Genomic DNA, 17,344 nt, shown 5'->3' with positions numbered 1-17,344 from the left:
CAGTCACGGTAAAGAACCGCCCACCGGGGCTGCTCGGCGCCTTCGCGAGGCTGACCCGCCCCGGTGGGAACGGGACGGGTCAGCGGGTGTCACGAGTGCTGCGAAAGCACGGCCGGACGCGCGGCCGCCGCGGTTCCCGCCGTGGGCACCGGCAGGGGGTGTGGCGCGATGTCGAGGTCGGCGTTCGGGAGCACGCCGTCGACGAGGTACTCCTTGCCGATCCGCTGGGCTTCCCAGTTGACCATCGCCGGGTGGCTGCCGAACAAGCAGTGGGTGCCCGCGCCACGCTCGGTCACCAGCACCGAACTCGGCAACTGCTGGTGCATCGCGACGGTGTTCGCGTACGGCGTCGCGGAGTCTCCTTCGACGCCGAAGAGCAGGATCGGCGGCAGGTTCTTCCCCGACGGCACGACGCGCTGATCGTGCACCGGCCAGTTGGCGCAGGCCGACGGGATCGACACGTTGTACCAGGCGAAATCGCTGGTCTTGGCCAGCTCGCCGAAGTCGCGCTCGATCTTGGTCCGGTCCGTCGGCGCGTCGGAGTCGACGCAGGCGATCGAGATCATTCCCGCGATGGAGCTTTCTCCCTGCGCGCCACCCGATGGAGTCGCCCAGTCCAGTACGGCACGATCGTCACCGCGCAGCACGTAGTCGGCCATCGCCTTCGCCAGGGGTTCCCAGTAGAGCTCGTGGGACAGGTTGGCGATGTAGACGTCCATCAGTTCCACCGCGCCGACGTTCTTCGACGGACCGCGCGGCGCCTTCCGGAAGTCGCCGAGCAGCTTCTGCCAGGCCGCGTTCACCTCCTCGTGGGTTTTGCCGAGGTGGAACACGTTGTCGTACTTGGCGATCCAGCTCAGGTAGGCGTGTTCGCGGGCGACTCCCGCGCTGACCTGACCGGTCGAGTTGTGGTACCACATCTGCGGTTCCACCGGATTCATCGAGCTGTCGAGGACCATCCGGTCCACCCGGTCCGGGTACCGCTCGGCATACGCGCTGCCGAGGTAGGTGCCGTAGGAATACCCCAGGTAGCTGATCTTCTCCTCGCCGAGCAGCGTGCGCACGCGGTCCATGTCCTGGATCACGTTGCGGCTGCCGGTGTGCTTCAGCTTCTCACCGTTCTTCTCCGCGCACGAGCGGGCGAAGGCCTTCCAGCGCTCCCAGCTCTTGTCCCGCTCCTCGGGCCGGTCCGGATCGGGCTGCAGCTGGCGCCAGTAGTCCTCGCCGACGCAGCTGAGCGGCTGGCTGTGGCCGGTGCCGCGGGAATCGAGGCCGACGATGTCGTAGGTTTCGAGCACTTCCTTGGGCAGCCGGGTGTACCCGGTCGCGTTCGGAGCGGACAGCTTGCCCGCCTGCATCACCGCGGAACCCGACGGCCCGCCGGGGTTGACGAACAGCACGCCGCGCCGTTTCGCCGGATTGGTGCTGGCGTGTTTCGAAACGAGCACGTCCATCCGCGCGCCGAACGGCCGCGAATAGTCGAGCGGGACGTTGACCGTCGCACATTTCAGTGCCGGGTACACCTGGGCGACATCCGCCGGGCAGGCCCCGAAGTCGAGCTGCGAAGCGGCGTGAGCCGGTGTACTGACGGCCGCCGCGGTGCCCATGGCGAGCAGCGCGGTCAGGCCGATGGTGAGGAATCTCCTCATTCGAACCCCCAGTTCGTTCGGACCCGGGGGACTGTAGCGACAACACAGGGCGGCTCGTCCGGGCATCCACCAAAAACGAGCGAGACAGTTTCGACCAGACTCGTCGCGAGTATTCCGTGGCGGTTTAAGGCAGGCGTGAAACCGGTACCGGAAATTGTGAAAACGCTGTTTCGGGAGGCCGTCTCCGTTATCGTCCCTGCCGTCCTGGTACAGCGGGCTTGAGAGCTGAGGAGCGAAGAATGTCCTTACGCACGAAGGTTTCGGCGGCCGTGATCGGAGCGGCGACGATCACCGGGATGTTCGTCGCCACGCCCGGGGCATTCGCCGACGAATGCTGGACGCAGCCGAACGGCACCCGGATCTGCACGGCGTATCCCGGTAGCGGTGGGGAACTCCGCCTCTACACGTACCCGCCGGCGAGCGCGGGTGCTGATTACCGGATGCAGGGTACGGACAGTCTGGGCCGTCGCGTCCACCTCGACCGGGCAAAGCCGGGCGGCTGGGACGGCCCGCTCGGCGCGGGCAACGGCTCGACTGACATCCTGAACCGCCAGGCCACGGCATGGCGATCCTGTGTGAACGTGGGCAGCAATCAGTACCACTGCACCGTCTGGGCCTGATCGCAAGCGGTTCGACGTGGCTTGAGGGAGCCATGGCGGACGCCGGTGACCTGCCCGCTGCGGTGGTCCAGTGGACAGTGGTGCTGGCGGTGCCGGTGGTGTTTCAGTCGGCCGGGAAGGTGAGACGCACGCCGGGCTTCGCCATTCCCCTGGGGGTTCTGAAGTCGGCGGGGGTGATGCCGCGCAGACGCTTGAACGCCACGCTCAGGGCGAAAGCGTTGGCGTAGCCGACTTTCCGGGCGATCGAGCCGATGGTGTCCTCGGTGTCGCGGAGCAGGTCCGCCGCGATGGCGATGCGCCAGCCGGTGAGGTAGGTGATCGGTGGTTCCCCGACTTGCGTGGTGAACCGCCGGGACAGCGCGGCACGCGACGTGCCGATCTTGGCCGCGAGGCCGCTCACCGTCCAAGGTTCGGCGGGGCGCTGGTGGATCAGCCGCAGCGCGTCAGCCACGATCGGGTCGTCCGAGGTGCGGTACCAGGCCGGTGTGCCGGCGTCCGGGCGGTCGAACCAGCTGCGCAGCGCCGAGACCAGCAGCAGATCCAGCAGCCGGTCGACCACGACCTGCTGACCGGGGTCGTCCTTGCTCATCTCCTCGGTCACCAGGCCCAGGATCGACCCGGCCGCCTGGACCACGATCACCGCGGGCAGCGCGTCCAGCAGCCGTTGGCTGAACGAACCCGCATACCCTCCGCTGAGCAGCACCGCCTCGCCGTCACCGGCGGTATAGCAGTCGCCGAGGTCGCCGCCGTCGATCTGCGTGCAGTAGTCGTCCCTGGTCACGAGGTACTGCGGGCGCGTGCCCGGATCGTCGGCGACCGTGTACGGCCCCTTGACGAGCGCGACGTCCCCGGGGCCGATCTCGGCAGGCGGCATCGAATCGCTCACCACCCAGGCCCGGCCCTGCACCATCGTCGCGAGGGTCAACTCGGCGCCGACCACGGAAAACCGCAGCGACCACGGCGGATCCATCATCGTCTGCCGGAACAACGCGCCACGCGCGTGCACCCCGTCCAGCAAGTCCGCGAGCAGGTCCACGCGATCAAGACTAGACGCTGACACATGCTCCCGAGTCGATCAGCCATGGTCGGTCCCCCTTCACCGCGTTTGACTGGCGGCATGACTGAAACCTTGGTGCTCGGCGGGACGGGCAAGACCGGCAGGCGCATAATCCCGCGACTTCGACGACAGGGAAAGAACGTGCGCGTGGGCGCGCGTTCCCACGGCTTCGACTGGACCGACCGCGACACCTGGGACACCGCACTGGCAGGCAGCGAAGCGGTGTACCTCGTCCCGTACGACGGTGAAATGCTGACACGACCGTTCACCCAGCGTGCGGTCGAACTGGGCGTCGAGCGGATCGTCCTGGTTTCCGGGCGGGGCGTCGATGTACCCGGTTATGGCAATGGGAACGAAGCCGTGGGCGGGGTGTTCCTCGACGCCGAGGCGGCCGTGCGAGAACTCGACATCGCGTGGACCATCCTGCGGCCAGGCTGGTTCTCCCAGAACTTCAGCGAAGGGTTCTTCTCCGACTGGGTCCGGGCCGGTGAACTCCGCCTGCCCGCCGGCGATGGCGCGGCCACCTTCGTCGACGCCGAGGACATCGCCCAAGTCGCCGTCGCCGCGCTCACCCAGGACGGGCACGCGGGGCAGATCTACGAACTTTCCGGACCGCGGGCGCTGACCATGGCCGAGGTGGCCGCGGAGATCTCCGCGGTGACCGGCCGCGAGCTCCGCTACGTCCCGGTCACCCACGAGGAGTTCGTCACCGAACAGACCGCGCAGGGCTGGCCGGTCGAAGACGCCATCGGCTTCGCGGACCTGGTCGAGTCGATCCGCAAAGGACTGGACACCCGGGTGTCGGACGGCGTGGTCCGCGTACTCGGCCGGGAAGCCATCGATTTCGGGGAGTTCGTGAAGAACGCGGAGTGGGCCGCCGTCCCGCCTCCGTCACGGGACGTCAAGCCGTTCCACTGAACCGAGCCAGACGGCACGGGGTGCGGGCGGCACTCTTCTCAGCGGTTCCGCACCCCGCGCCGCCTGGGATTCGCGGCTGCGCCCGAGTTCCGGCTCAGCCCATCACCGTGCCCGAGCTCGCGGTGTTCCGGTTGCGCTTACGGGAGAACGCACCCAGGTCGATCTCCAGGCCGGTGCGCGGGGCCCGGAACCGCACGGGCGACGCGTCGTGGTCGACGCCGTTCTCCACCTGGCCGATCAGCTCCGTCATCAACTGCCCCACGACCGGCGCGTTCTTGAACTGGTTGCCGCTCGTCCCGATCGCCAGGTAGAAGCCCTCGAGTTCGGTGCGGTCGTAGATCGGCGTCCAATCATCGGCGACGTCGTAAACGCCCACCACGCCGCGCGCCCGGTTGGGCACCGCCAGGTCGGGCAACCGCCGCGCGGCCCGCGTCACCTGAGCCTCGAAGACCGCGGCCGTCGGGTGGATGTCGACGGCGTCCGGGTCGTCGGTCCACTGCATCGGATCACACTCCGGTTCCGTTCCGCCGACGAGCAGGCCCCCTCCTGTTTCACCGCGGAAATAGGTGCCCAGATCCATGTCCGCCACCATGGGCCCGCCATAGCCCTCCCCGACGGGCACGTGCGCTACTTCCTGCCTCATCGGGCGCAGACCGACCGTGAAGTCGGAACCCACGCCGGCCAGCCGATTCACCGCGCCCGACCACGGACCGGCCGCGTTGACCACGACGGCACAGGGAATCCGGCTGCCGTCCGACAGCCGCACCGACCTCACGCGCCCGCCGGCCTTCTCCACCGCTGTCACCGTGCTGCGAAAGCGGAACTCCGCCCCGCACGCCGAAGCCGCGCAGGCGAGGTTCACGGCGGCGAGGCTCGGGTCCGAAACGTAACCGGCATCCGGGGTGTACACGCCACCGAGCGAGTCTTTCGCGTCCTCCCAGAATCCCTCGTCGTCGAGCCGTTTCGGCGGCCAATAGCGGCCGATGTCGATACCTGGAACGCGCTTGGCCAATGTCGCGCTGTCCCATTCCTCATAGGGAACACCGATTTCATCGAACAACGGAAGCCATGACGAACGCGGAGCCGCCTCGACGTCCAGCACGACCAGCCCGCTCTTGCGGAACATCGCGAGGTCGCCGACCTCGTGCCCGAGGTGGCCTGCCCAGTCGAGCCAGCCGGAATGCGCCTCCCACGCCGTCGCCACCCCGGCGGTGGTGGAGAAGTTGAACCGGACGATCGCACTCGATGCCGAGGTCGACCCCTGTCCGGCCCCCGGGGCCCGATCGAGCACGAGCACCCGGTGCCCCGCCCGCGCAAGCTCGAGAGCGATCGACGAACCGATCACCCCTGCCCCGATCACGACCACGTCGGTACTCATTCGCCGCCCTCTCCCCTGGAGCACACCTGGGCACGGCAGGTCCTGAGGTAGCTGAGGAACGAGGCCTGCAGGCCGGTCACGTGCGTTTCGCGCAGGATCGCGCTGGTGACGGCTTCGCCGCGGGCGGTGAGGTGGTGCAGGACGGTGGCGGTGTTCTTCGTGAGGTTCTGGTAGATGGCCAGGTCTCCGAGCAGTTCTTGCTCGTTGAGGGTCACGTGCAGCTTGGCGGCATGCCGGCTGTCACCCATCGCTTGGAGCTGGGCGAAGATCTGGCTGTCCGCACCGGTGACGCCGGGGCTGCCCGCTCCGATGGTTTCGAAGAGCGTGCTGCCGGTGAGCCAGGTGTAGAGGCTGAAAAGGCCGCCGTAGGAGTAGCCGAAAAGGCCGTGACCGCTCGTGGCCGTGCCGTAGTCGCGTTCGATGCGCGGGTGCAGTTCCGCGGTGAGGAAGCTCAGGAACGCATCGGCGTGGGTGTCGCGCAGTCCGGCGAGGTAGGCGTCGGCTTCCTCGCGGGTCCGCCCGCCCGCTCGGACCCCCATCTCCACCGCGTCGATGAGTTCCTGGGCGACGGGTTCACCGGGTGGCACGAGATCCCTGTTGCGCAGCCGGTCCCAGTGCTGTGCGTCTTCGCCCGCGTAGCCGACGCTGACCTGGATGTAGGGCTGGATCCGCTGCATGGGGTCCAGCTGGGTGACGATGAGCGGAGCCGTCATGCCCACGGCCCAGTTGCCGTCGAGCACATACACGGCAGGCGCTCGCGTCGTGGCGGGGTCGTAGCCCGGTGGCGTGGTGACCCAGACGCCGTAGTCGTGCCCACCACTGGAGCGCATCTCGAAGTAGTCGGTGTCGGCGAGGCAGCCGTGCCACATGGTGCTCATCGGAGGTCCTTCACAACACGTCCGGCTTGGACGACGAGTACGGCGTTGGCGGGGTCGGCGAAGAGCTTCGGATCTTCGAGCGGATTGCCGTTCCAGAGCACGAGATCTGCCTGCATACCGGGAGCGATGACCCCCACCTCGCCGGACAGGCCGAGGATCTCGGCGTTGGTCTTCGTGGCCGCCACGAGTGCTTCCATCGGTGTCTCCAGTTCTGCGCGCAACGTGAGTTCTTCGCCTCGACGGCCCTGAACCGGACCGATGAGGTCGGACCCCAGCCCGATCCGCACTCCGGCCTCCTTCGCGACGGCAAGCGCCTCGGTCATCCGCTCACGGACACCCAGCACACGGTCGCGGGTCGACTCGCCGAGGCCGGCGCCAGCGGTGTCATGCAGCAGTTGCTCGACGACAGCGAACGTGGGCACAAGGGCGACCTCGCGCGTGGCCATCAGGGTGGCCGTGGACTCGTCGAGGTCGGTGCCGTGTTCGACACAGCGCGCCCCGGCCTCGACCGCGTTCCGGATGCCTTCGTTGTTGTGTGCGTGAACCGTCACATAGGTGCCCCGTGCCGCGGCTTCCTGCACAGCGACGGCGATCTCTTCCACGGTGAACTGGGTGTCGGTCAGCCGGTCGTGCGCGCCGACCACTCCGCCGGTCACACAGAGCTTCAGGAAGGAGGCTCCGCGGCGGAAGGCCTCGCGCACGTTGCCGCGCAGCTCGTCCGCGTTGCCCGACATCATCGACAGGGCGCACAGGCCCGGAACGTGATGGCTGTCCCACAGCTCGGTGGGTTCCCACTCGGCTCCGTAGTAGCCGTGCCCGCCGGTCTGGCATTGAACAGGTCCGCACGACAGGACGCGTGGCCCCCTGACCTTGCCCTTGGCGATCGTGGTGACGACGCCGCCGTCGATCCCGCCGGTGTCCCGAACGGTCGTGAAGCCGGCGTCGAGCGTCGCGCCGGCCGTGGCGAAGATGTCCGCTGCGATCTCCGCGGCACTGATCCGGAACGAGAACTGCGACTGGATCGGGCTCGACAGGCCCAGGTGAACGTGAGCGTCGATCAGGCCGGGCGTCATCGTCAGTCCCCCGGCATCAAGGCGCTCGCCGAATGCGCCGGAGGCACCCAGCTGGGTGATACGCCCGTCTTCGACGGTGACGCCGACGTCGGCGGGGTCGCGGCCCGACCCGTCGACGACCGCCGCGCCGGTTATCTGGAAAGGTCCCACAAGTGATGTCCTCCGCCGTCGGTGGGCTGACTGCGACCATGGTCGAAGCGCCACGGCACCGTCAGTCTTTTCCAATGGATAAACTGCGGGAGTGATCCTGTCAAGCACGCAAGGCACCGGCGACGCCCGCGAGCGCCTCCTGGCTCGGCTCCTCGACGCCTTCGGCGAGGCCCTTCCCGCACCGGAGGTGTCACTGCGCGAGATCGCCACCCGGGCCGGGACCAGTCACGCCCTCCTGCGCTACCACTTCGGGTCGCTTCCGGGCGTGTTGGCGGCCATGCTCAAGGCGCAGCGATCCCTCGACAACGAGGCGCTTTTCGAGGCCGCCCGGCAAGGCACCTTCGACGACCTCGTCATGGCGATCTGGCGGACCTACACCCGCCCGGAGCAGCTGTCGCGTGTCCGCGGCTTCTTCCACGTCGTAGGTCTGGCCGCGTACGACCCGGAGAACTTCCGTGAGTTCATCGACTCGCTCGACGACCTGACCAAGATCCTGGCCTCACTCGCGGAACGCGAAGGGTTCGGCACCGAGGAAGCGCTGAGCCTGGCCACCGTCACCATCGCCGCGATTCGCGGCCTGCTCTTGCAGGAAGTTCTGACTCCAGGAGTCCACTCGGAGGACACGGTCGCCTTGATCCTGCGCATGAGCCGGGGCTGAACGACACGAACATCATCGGCCCCCGCCTCACCTGACCAGGTTCAGCCGCCTTCCGGCCAGTGGGTGGATCTTCTGGGGCGGGCGGCGGAGGTTCGGCGCCAGTCCTCGGCCGCCTGGATCAGCACACGGCTGACGTGCTGGAGGAACTGGCTCATGTCCTGGAGGCGGGCACCGGCGGGGGTGGCGGCACCGAAGCTGTCGGATCCCTGGCGGACGGTGTCGGCCAGGGCGAGGTTGGCACGGACGCTGTTCAGCCACGCCCGGTACCAGACGTGGTCGTCGATGACGTAGCGGTCACGCCGTCCCCGGGCGTCACGTTCGCGCTTGATCAGATCCTGCGCTTCGAGGTCTCCGATGGCCTTGGAGACCGACGCCGGGCTGACCCGGAGCCGGTGAACGAGTTCGGCGGCGGTGAGACTGCCGGTGTCGGTGGCGTACAGGCAGGCGAGCACCCTGGCCGTCATCCGCGGGAGGCCCGTCCCGACCATCAGCGCGGTGAACCGCTCCTCGAACTGGTGCACCACCTGGAGATCACGGCCGTAGGCGGCGGCGCCGGCCGGGGCCGCCCTGACCGCGGCAGGCCCGCTCCGGCGCGCCCGCCCTTCGGTCGCTCGATGGGCCTGGTCGGCCCGGTAGGCATCGCGTCCGCCGTTGCGAGCCACCTCGCGGCCGATGGTGGACACCGGCCGCGACAGTCGCTCGGCGATCTCGGAGTAGGTGAGTCCCCCGCTCAGCCCCTCCTCGATGTCCCGGCGGTCCTCGTGGGTCATCCTGCTACCCGGCATCCTGCGCACCTTCCCCCGCTCGGCCACCTATCTCATTCGCCCGCACATCATTGCAAATATTCCCTCACCGGTACCACTTGCATTCAGTGGCAGGTCCATTGCAAATAGCCAGTTCAACGTTCTCTTACTGCGGTAACCCAGTGCCGCGTACTTGACGGAACAATGAATGCAATTTAGCTTTCGCTTCGTCATGAAGGGGCGGCAGGCAGCCGGTGCCCGTTTCCCCTCGCGCACAAGGAGAAGAAGTGACCAGAATCCCGCCTATTCCGATCAGGCCGCCCAGGAAGTTCCGTACCCGATCGACCCTGGCGGGCATCACCGTGCTCGTTGCGGGGATGGTGATGACGGGGTGCACCGAAAACGTCGGAGAAGTAGCTGTTACGACGGACGCGGAGGTGGCCCCGGCGGCGGTCTTGGCAGCGAACCCGGCGACCGTCCGTCCCGGCAATGCCGTGGTGCAGCGCGCCATGAACCGGGCCGTGGCCGAAAACGGGGTGCCCGGCATGGTCGCCGAGGTCCTCGAAGGCCACCAGAGCTGGTTCGGCAGAGCAGGGGTGGCCGACACCGTGACCGGTCGCCGGCAAGGCCCGCACGAGCGGATCCGCATCGGGAGCGCCGCCAAGGCGTTCACCGCCACGGTCGTGCTGCAACTGGAAGCCACCGGCGAGCTGGACCTCGACGACAAAGTGGAGAAGTGGCTTCCCGGCCTGGTCCGCGGCAACCGCAACGACGGCCGCGAGATCACCATCCGGCACCTGCTCAACCACACCAGCGGGATCTTCAACTACGGCAACGACGCGGAAATCGCGAAGACCGGGCAAGCCTTCTTCGAACACCGCTTCGACAGCTACACCCCCGAGCAGCTGGTGGAGGTCGGCCTGCGCAACCCGCGCTACTTCGCCGAGCCCGGGGACGGCTTCGTCTACTCCAACACCGGCTACATCCTCGCCGGGATGATCATCGAGAAGGTGACCGGGAATACGCTCGCCGACGAGATCAGGCAGCGGATCGTCCTGCCGCTCCACCTGGAAGGGACCTACCTGCCGGGCGACGAAGTGGAGATACGCGGGCCCCACCCGCGGCACTACTCGACGTTGTTCGTGAACGAGCCCGGCGCCAAGGTCTACGACGTGACCGAGCAGAACGTGTCCTACGGCTGGGCGGCCGGTGGCATGGTCTCCACGGTCGAGGACGTCAACAAGTTCACCCGGGCCCTGCTCCAGGGACGGATCCTCCGGCCCGCCCAGCAGCGGGAAATGTTCACCATGGTCCGGACCGTGGTCAAGGATCCCGCCACCGGCAAGGAGATCGAACCCTGGATCTCCGGCACCACCTACGGTCTCGGCGCCTGGTCCTGGACGCTGGGGTGCGGGACGGAGGTCTGGGGCGTCGGCGGCGCCATCAGCGGCGCGATGACCTTCTCCTTCGGCACCCGTGACGGGAAGCACCTGGTCGGACTCGGCATGAACACCGACCAGATGACCCCCGACCTCACCACGGTCAAATCCGTGCTCGAAGCGAAGTTCTGCCCGGCCGTCCCCTGACCCCCGAACCCGGCTGCGCAAGCCCGCCACCCGCCCCCTCCTGCGCCGAGGCCGCTGAACAGCTTCGACACAGGAGGGCGGGCCGCGAAACCACGCGGCCGCATCGTGACGGAATGACACGAACGCTCCGGTGCTCGGGTTGCGCCAGCGCGGTGGTACGCCCGTGACCGCGATCGGTTGCGCAGGCCGGGGGTGATAGCCGGACCCGGCCCGACGATGTCGTCGCGCGCACCGGAGGGTTCAGTCCACCGCCGAGCCCCGTTCGACTTTATCCTTTGTGGACCATTCATGTCGCATCGAGGGCAGCAGCGCGAGCACCGTCGTGGTCACCAGGTAGACCGCGCCGCAGGCGAGCAGGGCAGGTGCCAACCCGATGCCGGTGACGACCGACCCGCCGACCGGAGTTGCCGGACCGCGACGCGGCACTGGCCGCGGCACTGGAGATCAACCGGACCTACCGGCGCGATGGGTTCGGCGCGGCGATGGCGAAGTTCATCATGCTGGTCAGCCACGAAGGTCCTATCCCTGCCGGATTCGCGGACCAGCCGGCGGATCCCGCCCTCTTCGGATTGCCGACTGCGGACGACGGCTCACGCGATGACCCGCTCGTCGGGCAGAACATGGTGACGTCGAACCACTACCGGCACGACTTCGACGCGCTTCGCTCGGCATCGACCCGGGTCGTCATCGGGGTGGGAACCGAGTCCGGCAGTATCCTGCCCGGCCGGGCGGCCGTTGCCGTCGCCGAACGGCTCGACGCCACGCCCGTGGTGTTCCCCGGCGGTCACGACGGATTCCTCGGCGGCGAGTACGGCATGACCGGCGAGCCCGACGCTTTCGCCGGCAAGCTGCGCGAAGTCCTCGCCGGGAATTCATGACCGGAAACGCACCGGGCACACAAAAGCCGGCGTCATCCTGAGCTGGCTGAAAGAGGATTACGACCTCGGCCGCGGACACGGTATGGCACTGGTGCACGTCATCAAGAACGGCGCCCGGATCGAGGACAAGCACGTCGGCTCCACCGGAACGCATCGCGACGATGCCGACACCCTGAGGCTCGACGGCAAGAAGAACCGTTGATCAATTGCAGAACACCCCGTGACGGATCCGGGAACCGAGGGGGGCGCCGGGCGGCGTGGCCTTACCACCGCGCCCGGGCGTGATCCATCGCGATTCCAGCACATTCACCCGGCGAACTGTCCAGAATGGTCATCAAGGGCTGGGTCGAATCACTGCGCCGCAACTTGAGCGACCCTTCGCCACCGCCGAGGAAGTGGACCGGACCACCCGCCGCCTGTCCCCCGCCCACGCCACACTGGTCGGCCTGCAATGGTCCCGAGTGGACCTGAACCAGGCCCGGATCCCCATCACCCGGACCGACGGGGCCCTGCACGAACTCGGCGGTCGCCTGGAACTGGGCTGGACACCCATCAAGCCGGGCATGCATTCCATGACCTGCGTCACACCCACAAAACTTGGTTCATCGAGGACGAGCTACCCGAGGTCCTGCATCTACTCCCACGTCCAGCGCTTGCTCGACCTGACTGTGGTCAAGATCGCCTGCCGCCGTTTGTTCCCGCAGACAGCAGAACGGCCCATCGACTGACTACGTCGATAGGCCGTTGACCTGCAAGTACGGGACGTGGGCGATACTGGGATCGAACCAGTGACCTCTTCGGTGTGAACGAAGCGCTCTCCCGCTGAGCTAATCGCCCCGCTTGCGGTGTGTGAACACAGTAGCGCACCCCCGCGACGGGCCCGCACACCGGGGTCCCGTTAAGCGGAAACGGGGCCGTCCAAACGGGTGGCCACGTTCCGCTCATCGTCCGATACGGAGCGAACAACATCGTGGTAGCGATGGCCTCGGACGCGCTCGGCGCACTAGGGGACTACCGACATTCGCGCGACAGCGCTATCGCGGCGGGATCAAACCGAGCAGTATGGACCCGTGGGAGATCAGCCAGGGCGCGTGCGGCGGCCCGGAGGCCAGGGGTGATGATGGAGCGAGCGGCCGCGCGAGATGACCCCGTATGGGTGATCTTCGGGGATTCCGCGAGCGACACGACGCCTCCGTACGTCTCAACGTCGCGACTCGGTCAACCTGGACCGGGAGAGGAGTGAAGGGTAGGACGATGCGCAACGATCACGTGACGCTCCGCTCGACCGCGGTCTTCGACCTGCTGGCCCCGCGGACGCCCGCAGTCCCCGTGAAGGTGGAGCTGCGCTACGACACTCGCGACCCGTACGCGGTCGTCGCCGCGTTCCGCACCGGCCGCGCCGGCTGGGTCGAATGGGTGTACGCACGTGACCTGCTCGCCGACGGCCTGCTCGCCGACGCCGGCGACGGGGACGTTCGCATCCGGCCCTCGGTGGAGGATCCCGAGTCCGTGCTGATCGAGCTGAACTCGCCGTCGGGGCACGCGATGTTCGAAGCCTCGGCACAGGAGCTCGCCGACTTCCTCGACCGGACCTACGACGTGGTGCTGCCCGGCAACGAGCACCTGTGGGTCGACGTCGACGATGCGCTGACCCACCTGATCCCGAACGACTTGAGCTGATCCGGCCTGCTCAGCGGGCCGCGCGAGCCAATGGCCACCCCCCTGCAACCGGGGTTCGGGGGATCGGCTAAAGTTCTTCACACACCGCGAGCGAGGGAAACCCCGGGCGAGCGGCAAAAATGCGGACGTAGCGCAGCTGGTAGCGCATCACCTTGCCAAGGTGAGGGTCGCGGGTTCGAGTCCCGTCGTCCGCTCGGAAGGCCTACTCGGGCCTGACACGGTGGAGTGGCCGAGAGGCGAGGCAACGGCCTGCAAAGCCGTGTACACGGGTTCGAATCCCGTCTCCACCTCGCGCGATTAGCTCAGCGGGAGAGCGCTTCCCTGACACGGAAGAGGTCACTGGTTCAATCCCAGTATCGCGCACCAGGTCAGCCCCCATCCGGACGCTTCGGATGGGGGCTGATTTACGTCCGGGTGACTAACTGAGTGACTACCAGTCCTGAGCCTCCATCATCGGATTGAGCTGGTGCCGGTAGATCAGCTTCCGTAACGGTCTTGCCCTTGCCGGGAGATCTGCTCGATTGGCACACCGCTGTCAGAGAGCAGCGAGACGAAGCTGTGGCGAAGTTCTCGCGGCGTCCACTCCCCTGCTTCGATCCCGGCGTCCCTGAGCACTTGTCGACGTCCTCGGGAGTCAGATCCCGAAGTTTCCGGGCGCCAAGAGCGGAAATAACGTGACCCTCGGCAAGCAACCGACGGTTCTTCTTCGTGCTGTCCGTCCGGCCGTTCAAGCCGTATTTCAGCCAGTCCTCAACCGCGTCCCGAACCGAGTAGCTTGCTCTTTGCCTCGGTCTTGGTGTTCCCACTGGCTTTCCGGGTGATTCAGCCCGCCATCTCCCCTACTACGCGCTTCGCCATAGCTGCCCCCTGACTCCCTCATCAGCAGTTCCACGTACTGGTTGATTGCGATCGCGGGAACGAGCCGCGTCCGCGCCCCTGCGGATTCGCGGGAGCGTGTCTCGTTCGTTCGAGTGGGGTTGCCTTACACGGCAGGCGTGACGCTCGGTCCGGCCGCACGATGGAGGCCGGGCCACCACGGCCCCGGAAAAAGGGGGGACACGCGGGAATGAGCACGACAAGGCGAACTCTGCTGGGCGGGCTGCTGGCCGCGCCGATGCTCGCGGCGCTGGCGAAGACGGCGTCGGGGGAATCGGCGCAGGCCGGGTGGGGCACGGTCTCGGAAGGATGGGCCGAGCTCCGGAAAACGAAGGAAAGCCACGACGCCCTCGAACGGGTGGGTGCCTCGATCGAGCCCGTCGCGCCGGCCACGCTGGTGGTCAGCGACGCGGGCAAGGCGGTGCGGTTCCCCGCGCGTGCGGCGACCGGTGATCCGTCGCTGACGGATCTGTCGCGAGCGCAGGGCTACAGCCAGGTCGACGGCGGTCTGATCCTGCGGACCCCGAAGGGCGAGTTCCGGCTCGCCGAGCTCGATGCCGGTCTGGAAAACGGTGTGGTGTCGGCGAGGTACCGGCTCGACGACGTGGAAGCCGGGGTGTTGCCCCTGTTCCGGTGCGCACTGGCGGAAGGCACGCTGCTGGCCGAACCCGCGCCGCCTGGTCAGCCGCTGGAGATCTGGCTGACCGAGGTGCCCTGCCGCCCGACCCCCGAGGCATTGGACGCATTGGAGGCACTGCTGGGTTCGAAGGTGTTCACCCCGGACACCGTGGTGGCACGCCTGAACGCCGCCGGCGTCTACACCCCGCCCGCGGCAGCGCCGATGCCCTGACCGGCGTCCTGGACGTCGCTGCCGAAGCGGCGCCGGCGCCCGGCGTACTCGGTGATCGCCGAGCGCAGGTGGGCGTGGGTGAAATCGGGCCAGGGCACCGGGTCGAACACGAATTCGGCGTAGGCGGCGTGCCAGGGCAGGAAGTTGCTCAGACGCTGTTCGCCCGAGGTGCGGATGAGCAGGTCGACCGCGGGCAGGCCCGGCGCGGCCAGGTGCCCGGCGACCGCGTGCGCGCTGATGTCCTGCGGCAGGATCCGCCCGGCGACCGCCTCGGCGGCGAGCGCGCGGGCGGCGCCGACGATCTCGTCGTGGCCGCCGTAGTCGGCGAAGATGTTCAGCACCATGCCCCGGTTGTTCGACGTCATGCTCTCCACCACCGCCAGCGCGGACGCCAGCGACCGCTCCAGCCGGTCGCGGCGGCCGCGCCAGCACACCCGGACACCGTGCCCGTGCAGCCACCGCATCCCCCTGGCGATGCCCTCGGCCATCACTTCGAACAAACCGGCCACTTCCTCGGGCGAACGGTTCCAGTTCTCGGTCGAGAACGCGAACAAGCTCACCTCGGTGATCCGCAGCCGCAGCGCGGAATGCGCCAACCGGAGCACGGCACGCATCCCTGCGCTGTACCCTTCGATGGCGGGCAGGCCGTGGTCGGCGGCCCACCGGCGGTTCCCGTCGAGGATCACCGCCACGTGCGCGGGCGCCGCGACCACCGGCTCGGGATCGCCGGGTAAACGTGTGCCGGTGGCCACCGCGGTGTCGATGCCCTCCGTCAGCACCCGCGCCCCCAGGTTGCCTGCCTCCTCGAGCGCGAACTCCACGCCGAGGAGGATCGTGTGCAGGAACGGCTGGCAGTCGACGCGCACCATGCCCGCCACCGGCGCCGCCTGCCGCAGCAGTTCCCGTGTCCGGCCGACCTGCGCCTCGACCAGCTCGCCGAGCGCCTCGCTTCCCTCGCCACGGTGCAGATCTTCGGCTTCCAGGCCGAGCCGGGTCAGGTCGTCACCGGGCAGGTAGCACCGTCCGGCGGCCAGGTCGACCGGGAGGTCCTGCAGGATGTCGACCAGCTGGCACGCCTCGCCCAGCAGTGACATCAACGAGGGCGCCCGTGTGTCGTGTGGGTCCAGCATCGGTGTCCACAGTTCGGTGACCGTTCCGGCCACCCCGCGCAGAAAGCGGCGCTGGTCGGCGACAGTGGCGAACCGGGGTGGGGCGGCGTTGTCGGCGAGGGTGGTCTCCAGCAGTTCCCGCAACAGCTCGATGTCGAGGTCCCAGCCGCGCATTGTGTGCACCAGCGCCCGGCGCAGCGGGTGCTCGGTGCGACCGGCACGCACCTCGGCGAGCGTGTCCGCGCACCAGCGGATCAGCCGCTGCCGCCGGTCCGCCGACGGGTGGTCGTCGGCCAGGCGATCGGTCCACACGGCGAAAGCGTTCAACGCCCGCACATGCGGCCGGACGCTGTCCGGCAGTGCTTCGCTCGCGGTCCACATCGCCGGGAGGGACTGGGCGACCCGCTCGCACAACCGATACGACCTCCGCAGTTCCGGTGTCGTGGTGGTGTCCAGCCGGGCCCCTCGCGCGCGCGTCACCGGCGAAAGGTAGCGCCGACCCCTCGTCACCACATTCAGCGATGCCGCGTTCACTCCTGGACAGACGAGCTGGCCCAGCGGGTGAAATCGGTCAACTGGTCAACGCCCGGCAACGACCGCGCACCGTCCCGGGTGGACGGCCGGTCAGGCCGTCCACCCGCGAATAGCCGCGGGGATGGCCGTTTGGAAGGTTTTCTCGGCTGTGCCGGTGTTGAGCGCCCCGGCCAGTTCGAGGGTGACGATCCCGTGCAGGGTCACCCAGAGGGAGAGCGCGATCGTGGTGGCGTCGCCGGTGAGCTTGGCCGCCGCCAGGGCGCGGTCGATGGCGTTCAGGAGCGGGGCGACGGGATCGCGGGTGCCGACCGCGCCCGCCGGATTGAAGGTCTGCACGCCGCCGAACAACGCGGCGTAGAGATGGGCGTGCACACGCCCCCAGCGCCGGTAGGCGCAGGCGAGGGCGTAGAGGTCGGCGAGTGGGTCGTCGGTGGCCGGCACCGCCGACAGTTCGCGGAACAATCCCGCGACAGCCCTGCCGCGCACCTCGGCGATCAGCGCGTCCTTGCTGCCGAACAGCGTGTACACCGCCGCTGTCGCGGCCCCGGCCCCGGTCGCCAGCGCGCGGACCGTGATCGATTCGAGCGGGCGGGTGGCCAGCAGTTCGGTGGCCGACTCGACAAGACGCTCCTTCACGGTGTCGTCGTTCGTCTTCGGCCTGCCCACGCCGACCAGTCTAACCGGCGTGCTAACTTAGTTTTGAAACT

At 68.2% G+C, this 17,344-nt stretch carries 17 protein-coding genes, 4 tRNA genes and 1 pseudogene; 12 read left to right on the top strand and 10 right to left on the bottom strand.

The window, feature by feature from the left end:
- Positions 1-89: 89 nt before the first annotated feature.
- Positions 90-1,649 carry an alpha/beta hydrolase gene (locus tag L3Q67_RS24845; protein ID WP_499183874.1) on the bottom strand — a complete coding sequence of 520 codons (1,560 nt, stop codon included), beginning with the start codon at positions 1,647-1,649 and terminating at the stop codon, positions 90-92.
- A gap of 239 nt (positions 1,650-1,888) precedes the next feature.
- Here L3Q67_RS24845 and L3Q67_RS24840 point away from each other — a divergent pair, with 239 nt between their 5' ends.
- A complete protein-coding gene (locus L3Q67_RS24840; RefSeq protein ID WP_499183873.1) occupies positions 1,889-2,269 on the top strand; it encodes a hypothetical protein in 381 nt (126 codons plus the stop codon).
- Between the two features lie 103 nt (positions 2,270-2,372).
- On the opposite strand, the gene L3Q67_RS24835 is transcribed toward L3Q67_RS24840, so the two are convergent.
- Positions 2,373-3,305, bottom strand: coding sequence for an AraC family transcriptional regulator (locus L3Q67_RS24835; RefSeq protein ID WP_499183872.1), 933 nt, complete (start codon positions 3,303-3,305; stop codon positions 2,373-2,375).
- 81 nt (positions 3,306-3,386) lie between these two features.
- On the opposite strand from L3Q67_RS24835, the gene L3Q67_RS24830 reads away from it, so the two are divergent.
- Positions 3,387-4,244 carry a Rossmann-fold NAD(P)-binding domain-containing protein gene (locus L3Q67_RS24830; RefSeq protein ID WP_499183871.1) on the top strand — a complete coding sequence of 286 codons (858 nt, stop codon included), beginning with the start codon at positions 3,387-3,389 and terminating at the stop codon, positions 4,242-4,244.
- 94 nt (positions 4,245-4,338) lie between these two features.
- On the opposite strand, the gene L3Q67_RS24825 is transcribed toward L3Q67_RS24830, so the two are convergent.
- From L3Q67_RS24825 to L3Q67_RS24815, 3 genes are read right to left on the bottom strand one after another with little or no spacing between them, the layout of a single operon-like run.
- Positions 4,339-5,622 carry an NAD(P)/FAD-dependent oxidoreductase gene (locus tag L3Q67_RS24825; protein ID WP_499183870.1) on the bottom strand — a complete coding sequence of 428 codons (1,284 nt, stop codon included), beginning with the start codon at positions 5,620-5,622 and terminating at the stop codon, positions 4,339-4,341.
- Entirely contained in the window at positions 5,619-6,500 is an 882-nt protein-coding gene (locus tag L3Q67_RS24820; protein WP_499183869.1) for an alpha/beta hydrolase, read from the bottom strand. Before L3Q67_RS24820 ends, L3Q67_RS24825 begins: the two co-directional genes overlap by 4 nt.
- Positions 6,497-7,723, bottom strand: coding sequence for a metal-dependent hydrolase family protein (locus tag L3Q67_RS24815; RefSeq protein ID WP_499183868.1), 1,227 nt, complete (start codon positions 7,721-7,723; stop codon positions 6,497-6,499). Before L3Q67_RS24815 ends, L3Q67_RS24820 begins: the two co-directional genes overlap by 4 nt.
- Before the next feature lie 91 nt (positions 7,724-7,814).
- Between L3Q67_RS24815 and L3Q67_RS24810 the strand changes: the two genes are divergently transcribed.
- The gene (locus L3Q67_RS24810) at positions 7,815-8,381 is read left to right on the top strand and encodes a TetR/AcrR family transcriptional regulator (RefSeq protein WP_499183867.1); all 567 of its coding nucleotides are present in this window, start codon (positions 7,815-7,817) and stop codon (positions 8,379-8,381) included.
- A gap of 41 nt (positions 8,382-8,422) precedes the next feature.
- Here the strand turns inward: L3Q67_RS24810 and L3Q67_RS24805 are convergent, their stop codons facing one another.
- Positions 8,423-9,166, bottom strand: a complete 744-nt coding sequence (locus L3Q67_RS24805) for a GbsR/MarR family transcriptional regulator (RefSeq protein WP_499183866.1) — start codon at positions 9,164-9,166, stop codon at positions 8,423-8,425.
- A 467-nt stretch (positions 9,167-9,633) separates the two neighbouring features.
- Here L3Q67_RS24805 and L3Q67_RS24800 point away from each other — a divergent pair, with 467 nt between their 5' ends.
- A complete protein-coding gene (locus L3Q67_RS24800; protein ID WP_499183865.1) occupies positions 9,634-10,710 on the top strand; it encodes a serine hydrolase domain-containing protein in 1,077 nt (358 codons plus the stop codon).
- 240 nt (positions 10,711-10,950) lie between these two features.
- Here L3Q67_RS24800 and L3Q67_RS24795 read toward each other — a convergent pair whose 3' ends face one another.
- Entirely contained in the window at positions 10,951-11,079 is a 129-nt protein-coding gene (locus L3Q67_RS24795) for a hypothetical protein (protein ID WP_499183864.1), read from the bottom strand.
- 35 nt (positions 11,080-11,114) lie between these two features.
- Here L3Q67_RS24795 and L3Q67_RS24790 point away from each other — a divergent pair, with 35 nt between their 5' ends.
- The 3 genes and pseudogenes from L3Q67_RS24790 to L3Q67_RS24780 all read left to right on the top strand — a co-directional run bounded on the left by L3Q67_RS24790 (position 11,115) and on the right by L3Q67_RS24780 (position 12,316).
- On the top strand, positions 11,115-11,588 hold the full coding sequence (locus L3Q67_RS24790) for a hypothetical protein (protein WP_499183863.1): 474 nt from the start codon (positions 11,115-11,117) through the stop codon (positions 11,586-11,588).
- Positions 11,581-11,649, top strand: a pseudogene (locus L3Q67_RS24785) (hypothetical protein); the annotation flags it as partial. The gene L3Q67_RS24790 and the pseudogene L3Q67_RS24785, both read left to right, overlap by 8 nt.
- A gap of 220 nt (positions 11,650-11,869) precedes the next feature.
- Positions 11,870-12,316, top strand: a complete 447-nt coding sequence (locus L3Q67_RS24780; protein WP_499183862.1) for a hypothetical protein — start codon at positions 11,870-11,872, stop codon at positions 12,314-12,316.
- A 37-nt stretch (positions 12,317-12,353) separates the two neighbouring features.
- Here the strand turns inward: L3Q67_RS24780 and L3Q67_RS24775 are convergent.
- Positions 12,354-12,425: transfer RNA gene (locus L3Q67_RS24775), tRNA-Val, on the bottom strand.
- Positions 12,426-12,842: 417 nt separating this feature from the next.
- Here L3Q67_RS24775 and L3Q67_RS24770 point away from each other — a divergent pair.
- From L3Q67_RS24770 to L3Q67_RS24750, 5 genes are all read left to right on the top strand, one after another.
- Positions 12,843-13,268, top strand: coding sequence for an SsgA family sporulation/cell division regulator (locus L3Q67_RS24770; RefSeq protein WP_020672550.1), 426 nt, complete (start codon positions 12,843-12,845; stop codon positions 13,266-13,268).
- Between the two features lie 121 nt (positions 13,269-13,389).
- Positions 13,390-13,462, top strand: a tRNA-Gly gene (locus L3Q67_RS24765).
- 25 nt (positions 13,463-13,487) lie between these two features.
- Positions 13,488-13,558, top strand: a tRNA-Cys gene (locus L3Q67_RS24760).
- 1 nt (position 13,559) lies between these two features.
- Positions 13,560-13,634 (top strand) — tRNA-Val (locus tag L3Q67_RS24755).
- Between the two features lie 700 nt (positions 13,635-14,334).
- A complete protein-coding gene (locus L3Q67_RS24750) occupies positions 14,335-14,994 on the top strand; it encodes a hypothetical protein (RefSeq protein ID WP_499183861.1) in 660 nt (219 codons plus the stop codon).
- On the opposite strand, the gene uppS is transcribed toward L3Q67_RS24750, so the two are convergent.
- Positions 14,961-16,583: an undecaprenyl diphosphate synthase family protein gene (uppS, locus tag L3Q67_RS24745; protein WP_499183860.1), complete on the bottom strand. Its 1,623-nt coding sequence runs from the start codon at positions 16,581-16,583 to the stop codon at positions 14,961-14,963. The genes L3Q67_RS24750 and uppS overlap by 34 nt on opposite strands.
- Before the next feature lie 144 nt (positions 16,584-16,727).
- Positions 16,728-17,303 carry a TetR-like C-terminal domain-containing protein gene (locus L3Q67_RS24740; protein WP_499183859.1) on the bottom strand — a complete coding sequence of 192 codons (576 nt, stop codon included), beginning with the start codon at positions 17,301-17,303 and terminating at the stop codon, positions 16,728-16,730.
- Positions 17,304-17,344 lie beyond the last annotated feature (41 nt).

Origin of the sequence: Saccharothrix sp. AJ9571, from assembly GCF_021725495.1 — a bacterium.
In the GTDB taxonomy this organism is placed as follows: domain Bacteria; phylum Actinomycetota; class Actinomycetes; order Mycobacteriales; family Pseudonocardiaceae; genus Amycolatopsis; species Amycolatopsis magusensis.
The sequence above is the reverse complement of the archived record's forward strand: the minus strand, read 5'-3'. Positions and strand labels throughout refer to the sequence as shown.

Bases quoted from the DNA above. Each gene is read 5' to 3' on its own strand.
- L3Q67_RS24750 (WP_499183861.1), top strand. From the start codon at position 14,335: ATGAGCACGACAAGGCGAACTCTGCTGGGCGGGCTGCTGGCCGCGCCG.
- L3Q67_RS24805 (WP_499183866.1), bottom strand. From the start codon at position 9,166: ATGCCGGGTAGCAGGATGACCCACGAGGACCGCCGGGACATCGAGGAG.
- L3Q67_RS24800 (WP_499183865.1), top strand. From the start codon at position 9,634: ATGAACCGGGCCGTGGCCGAAAACGGGGTGCCCGGCATGGTCGCCGAG.
- L3Q67_RS24840 (WP_499183873.1), top strand. From the start codon at position 1,889: ATGTCCTTACGCACGAAGGTTTCGGCGGCCGTGATCGGAGCGGCGACG.
- L3Q67_RS24830 (WP_499183871.1), top strand. From the start codon at position 3,387: ATGACTGAAACCTTGGTGCTCGGCGGGACGGGCAAGACCGGCAGGCGC.
- L3Q67_RS24825 (WP_499183870.1), bottom strand. From the start codon at position 5,622: ATGAGTACCGACGTGGTCGTGATCGGGGCAGGGGTGATCGGTTCGTCG.
- L3Q67_RS24820 (WP_499183869.1), bottom strand. From the start codon at position 6,500: ATGAGCACCATGTGGCACGGCTGCCTCGCCGACACCGACTACTTCGAG.
- L3Q67_RS24845 (WP_499183874.1), bottom strand. From the start codon at position 1,649: ATGAGGAGATTCCTCACCATCGGCCTGACCGCGCTGCTCGCCATGGGC.
- L3Q67_RS24770 (WP_020672550.1), top strand. From the start codon at position 12,843: ATGCGCAACGATCACGTGACGCTCCGCTCGACCGCGGTCTTCGACCTG.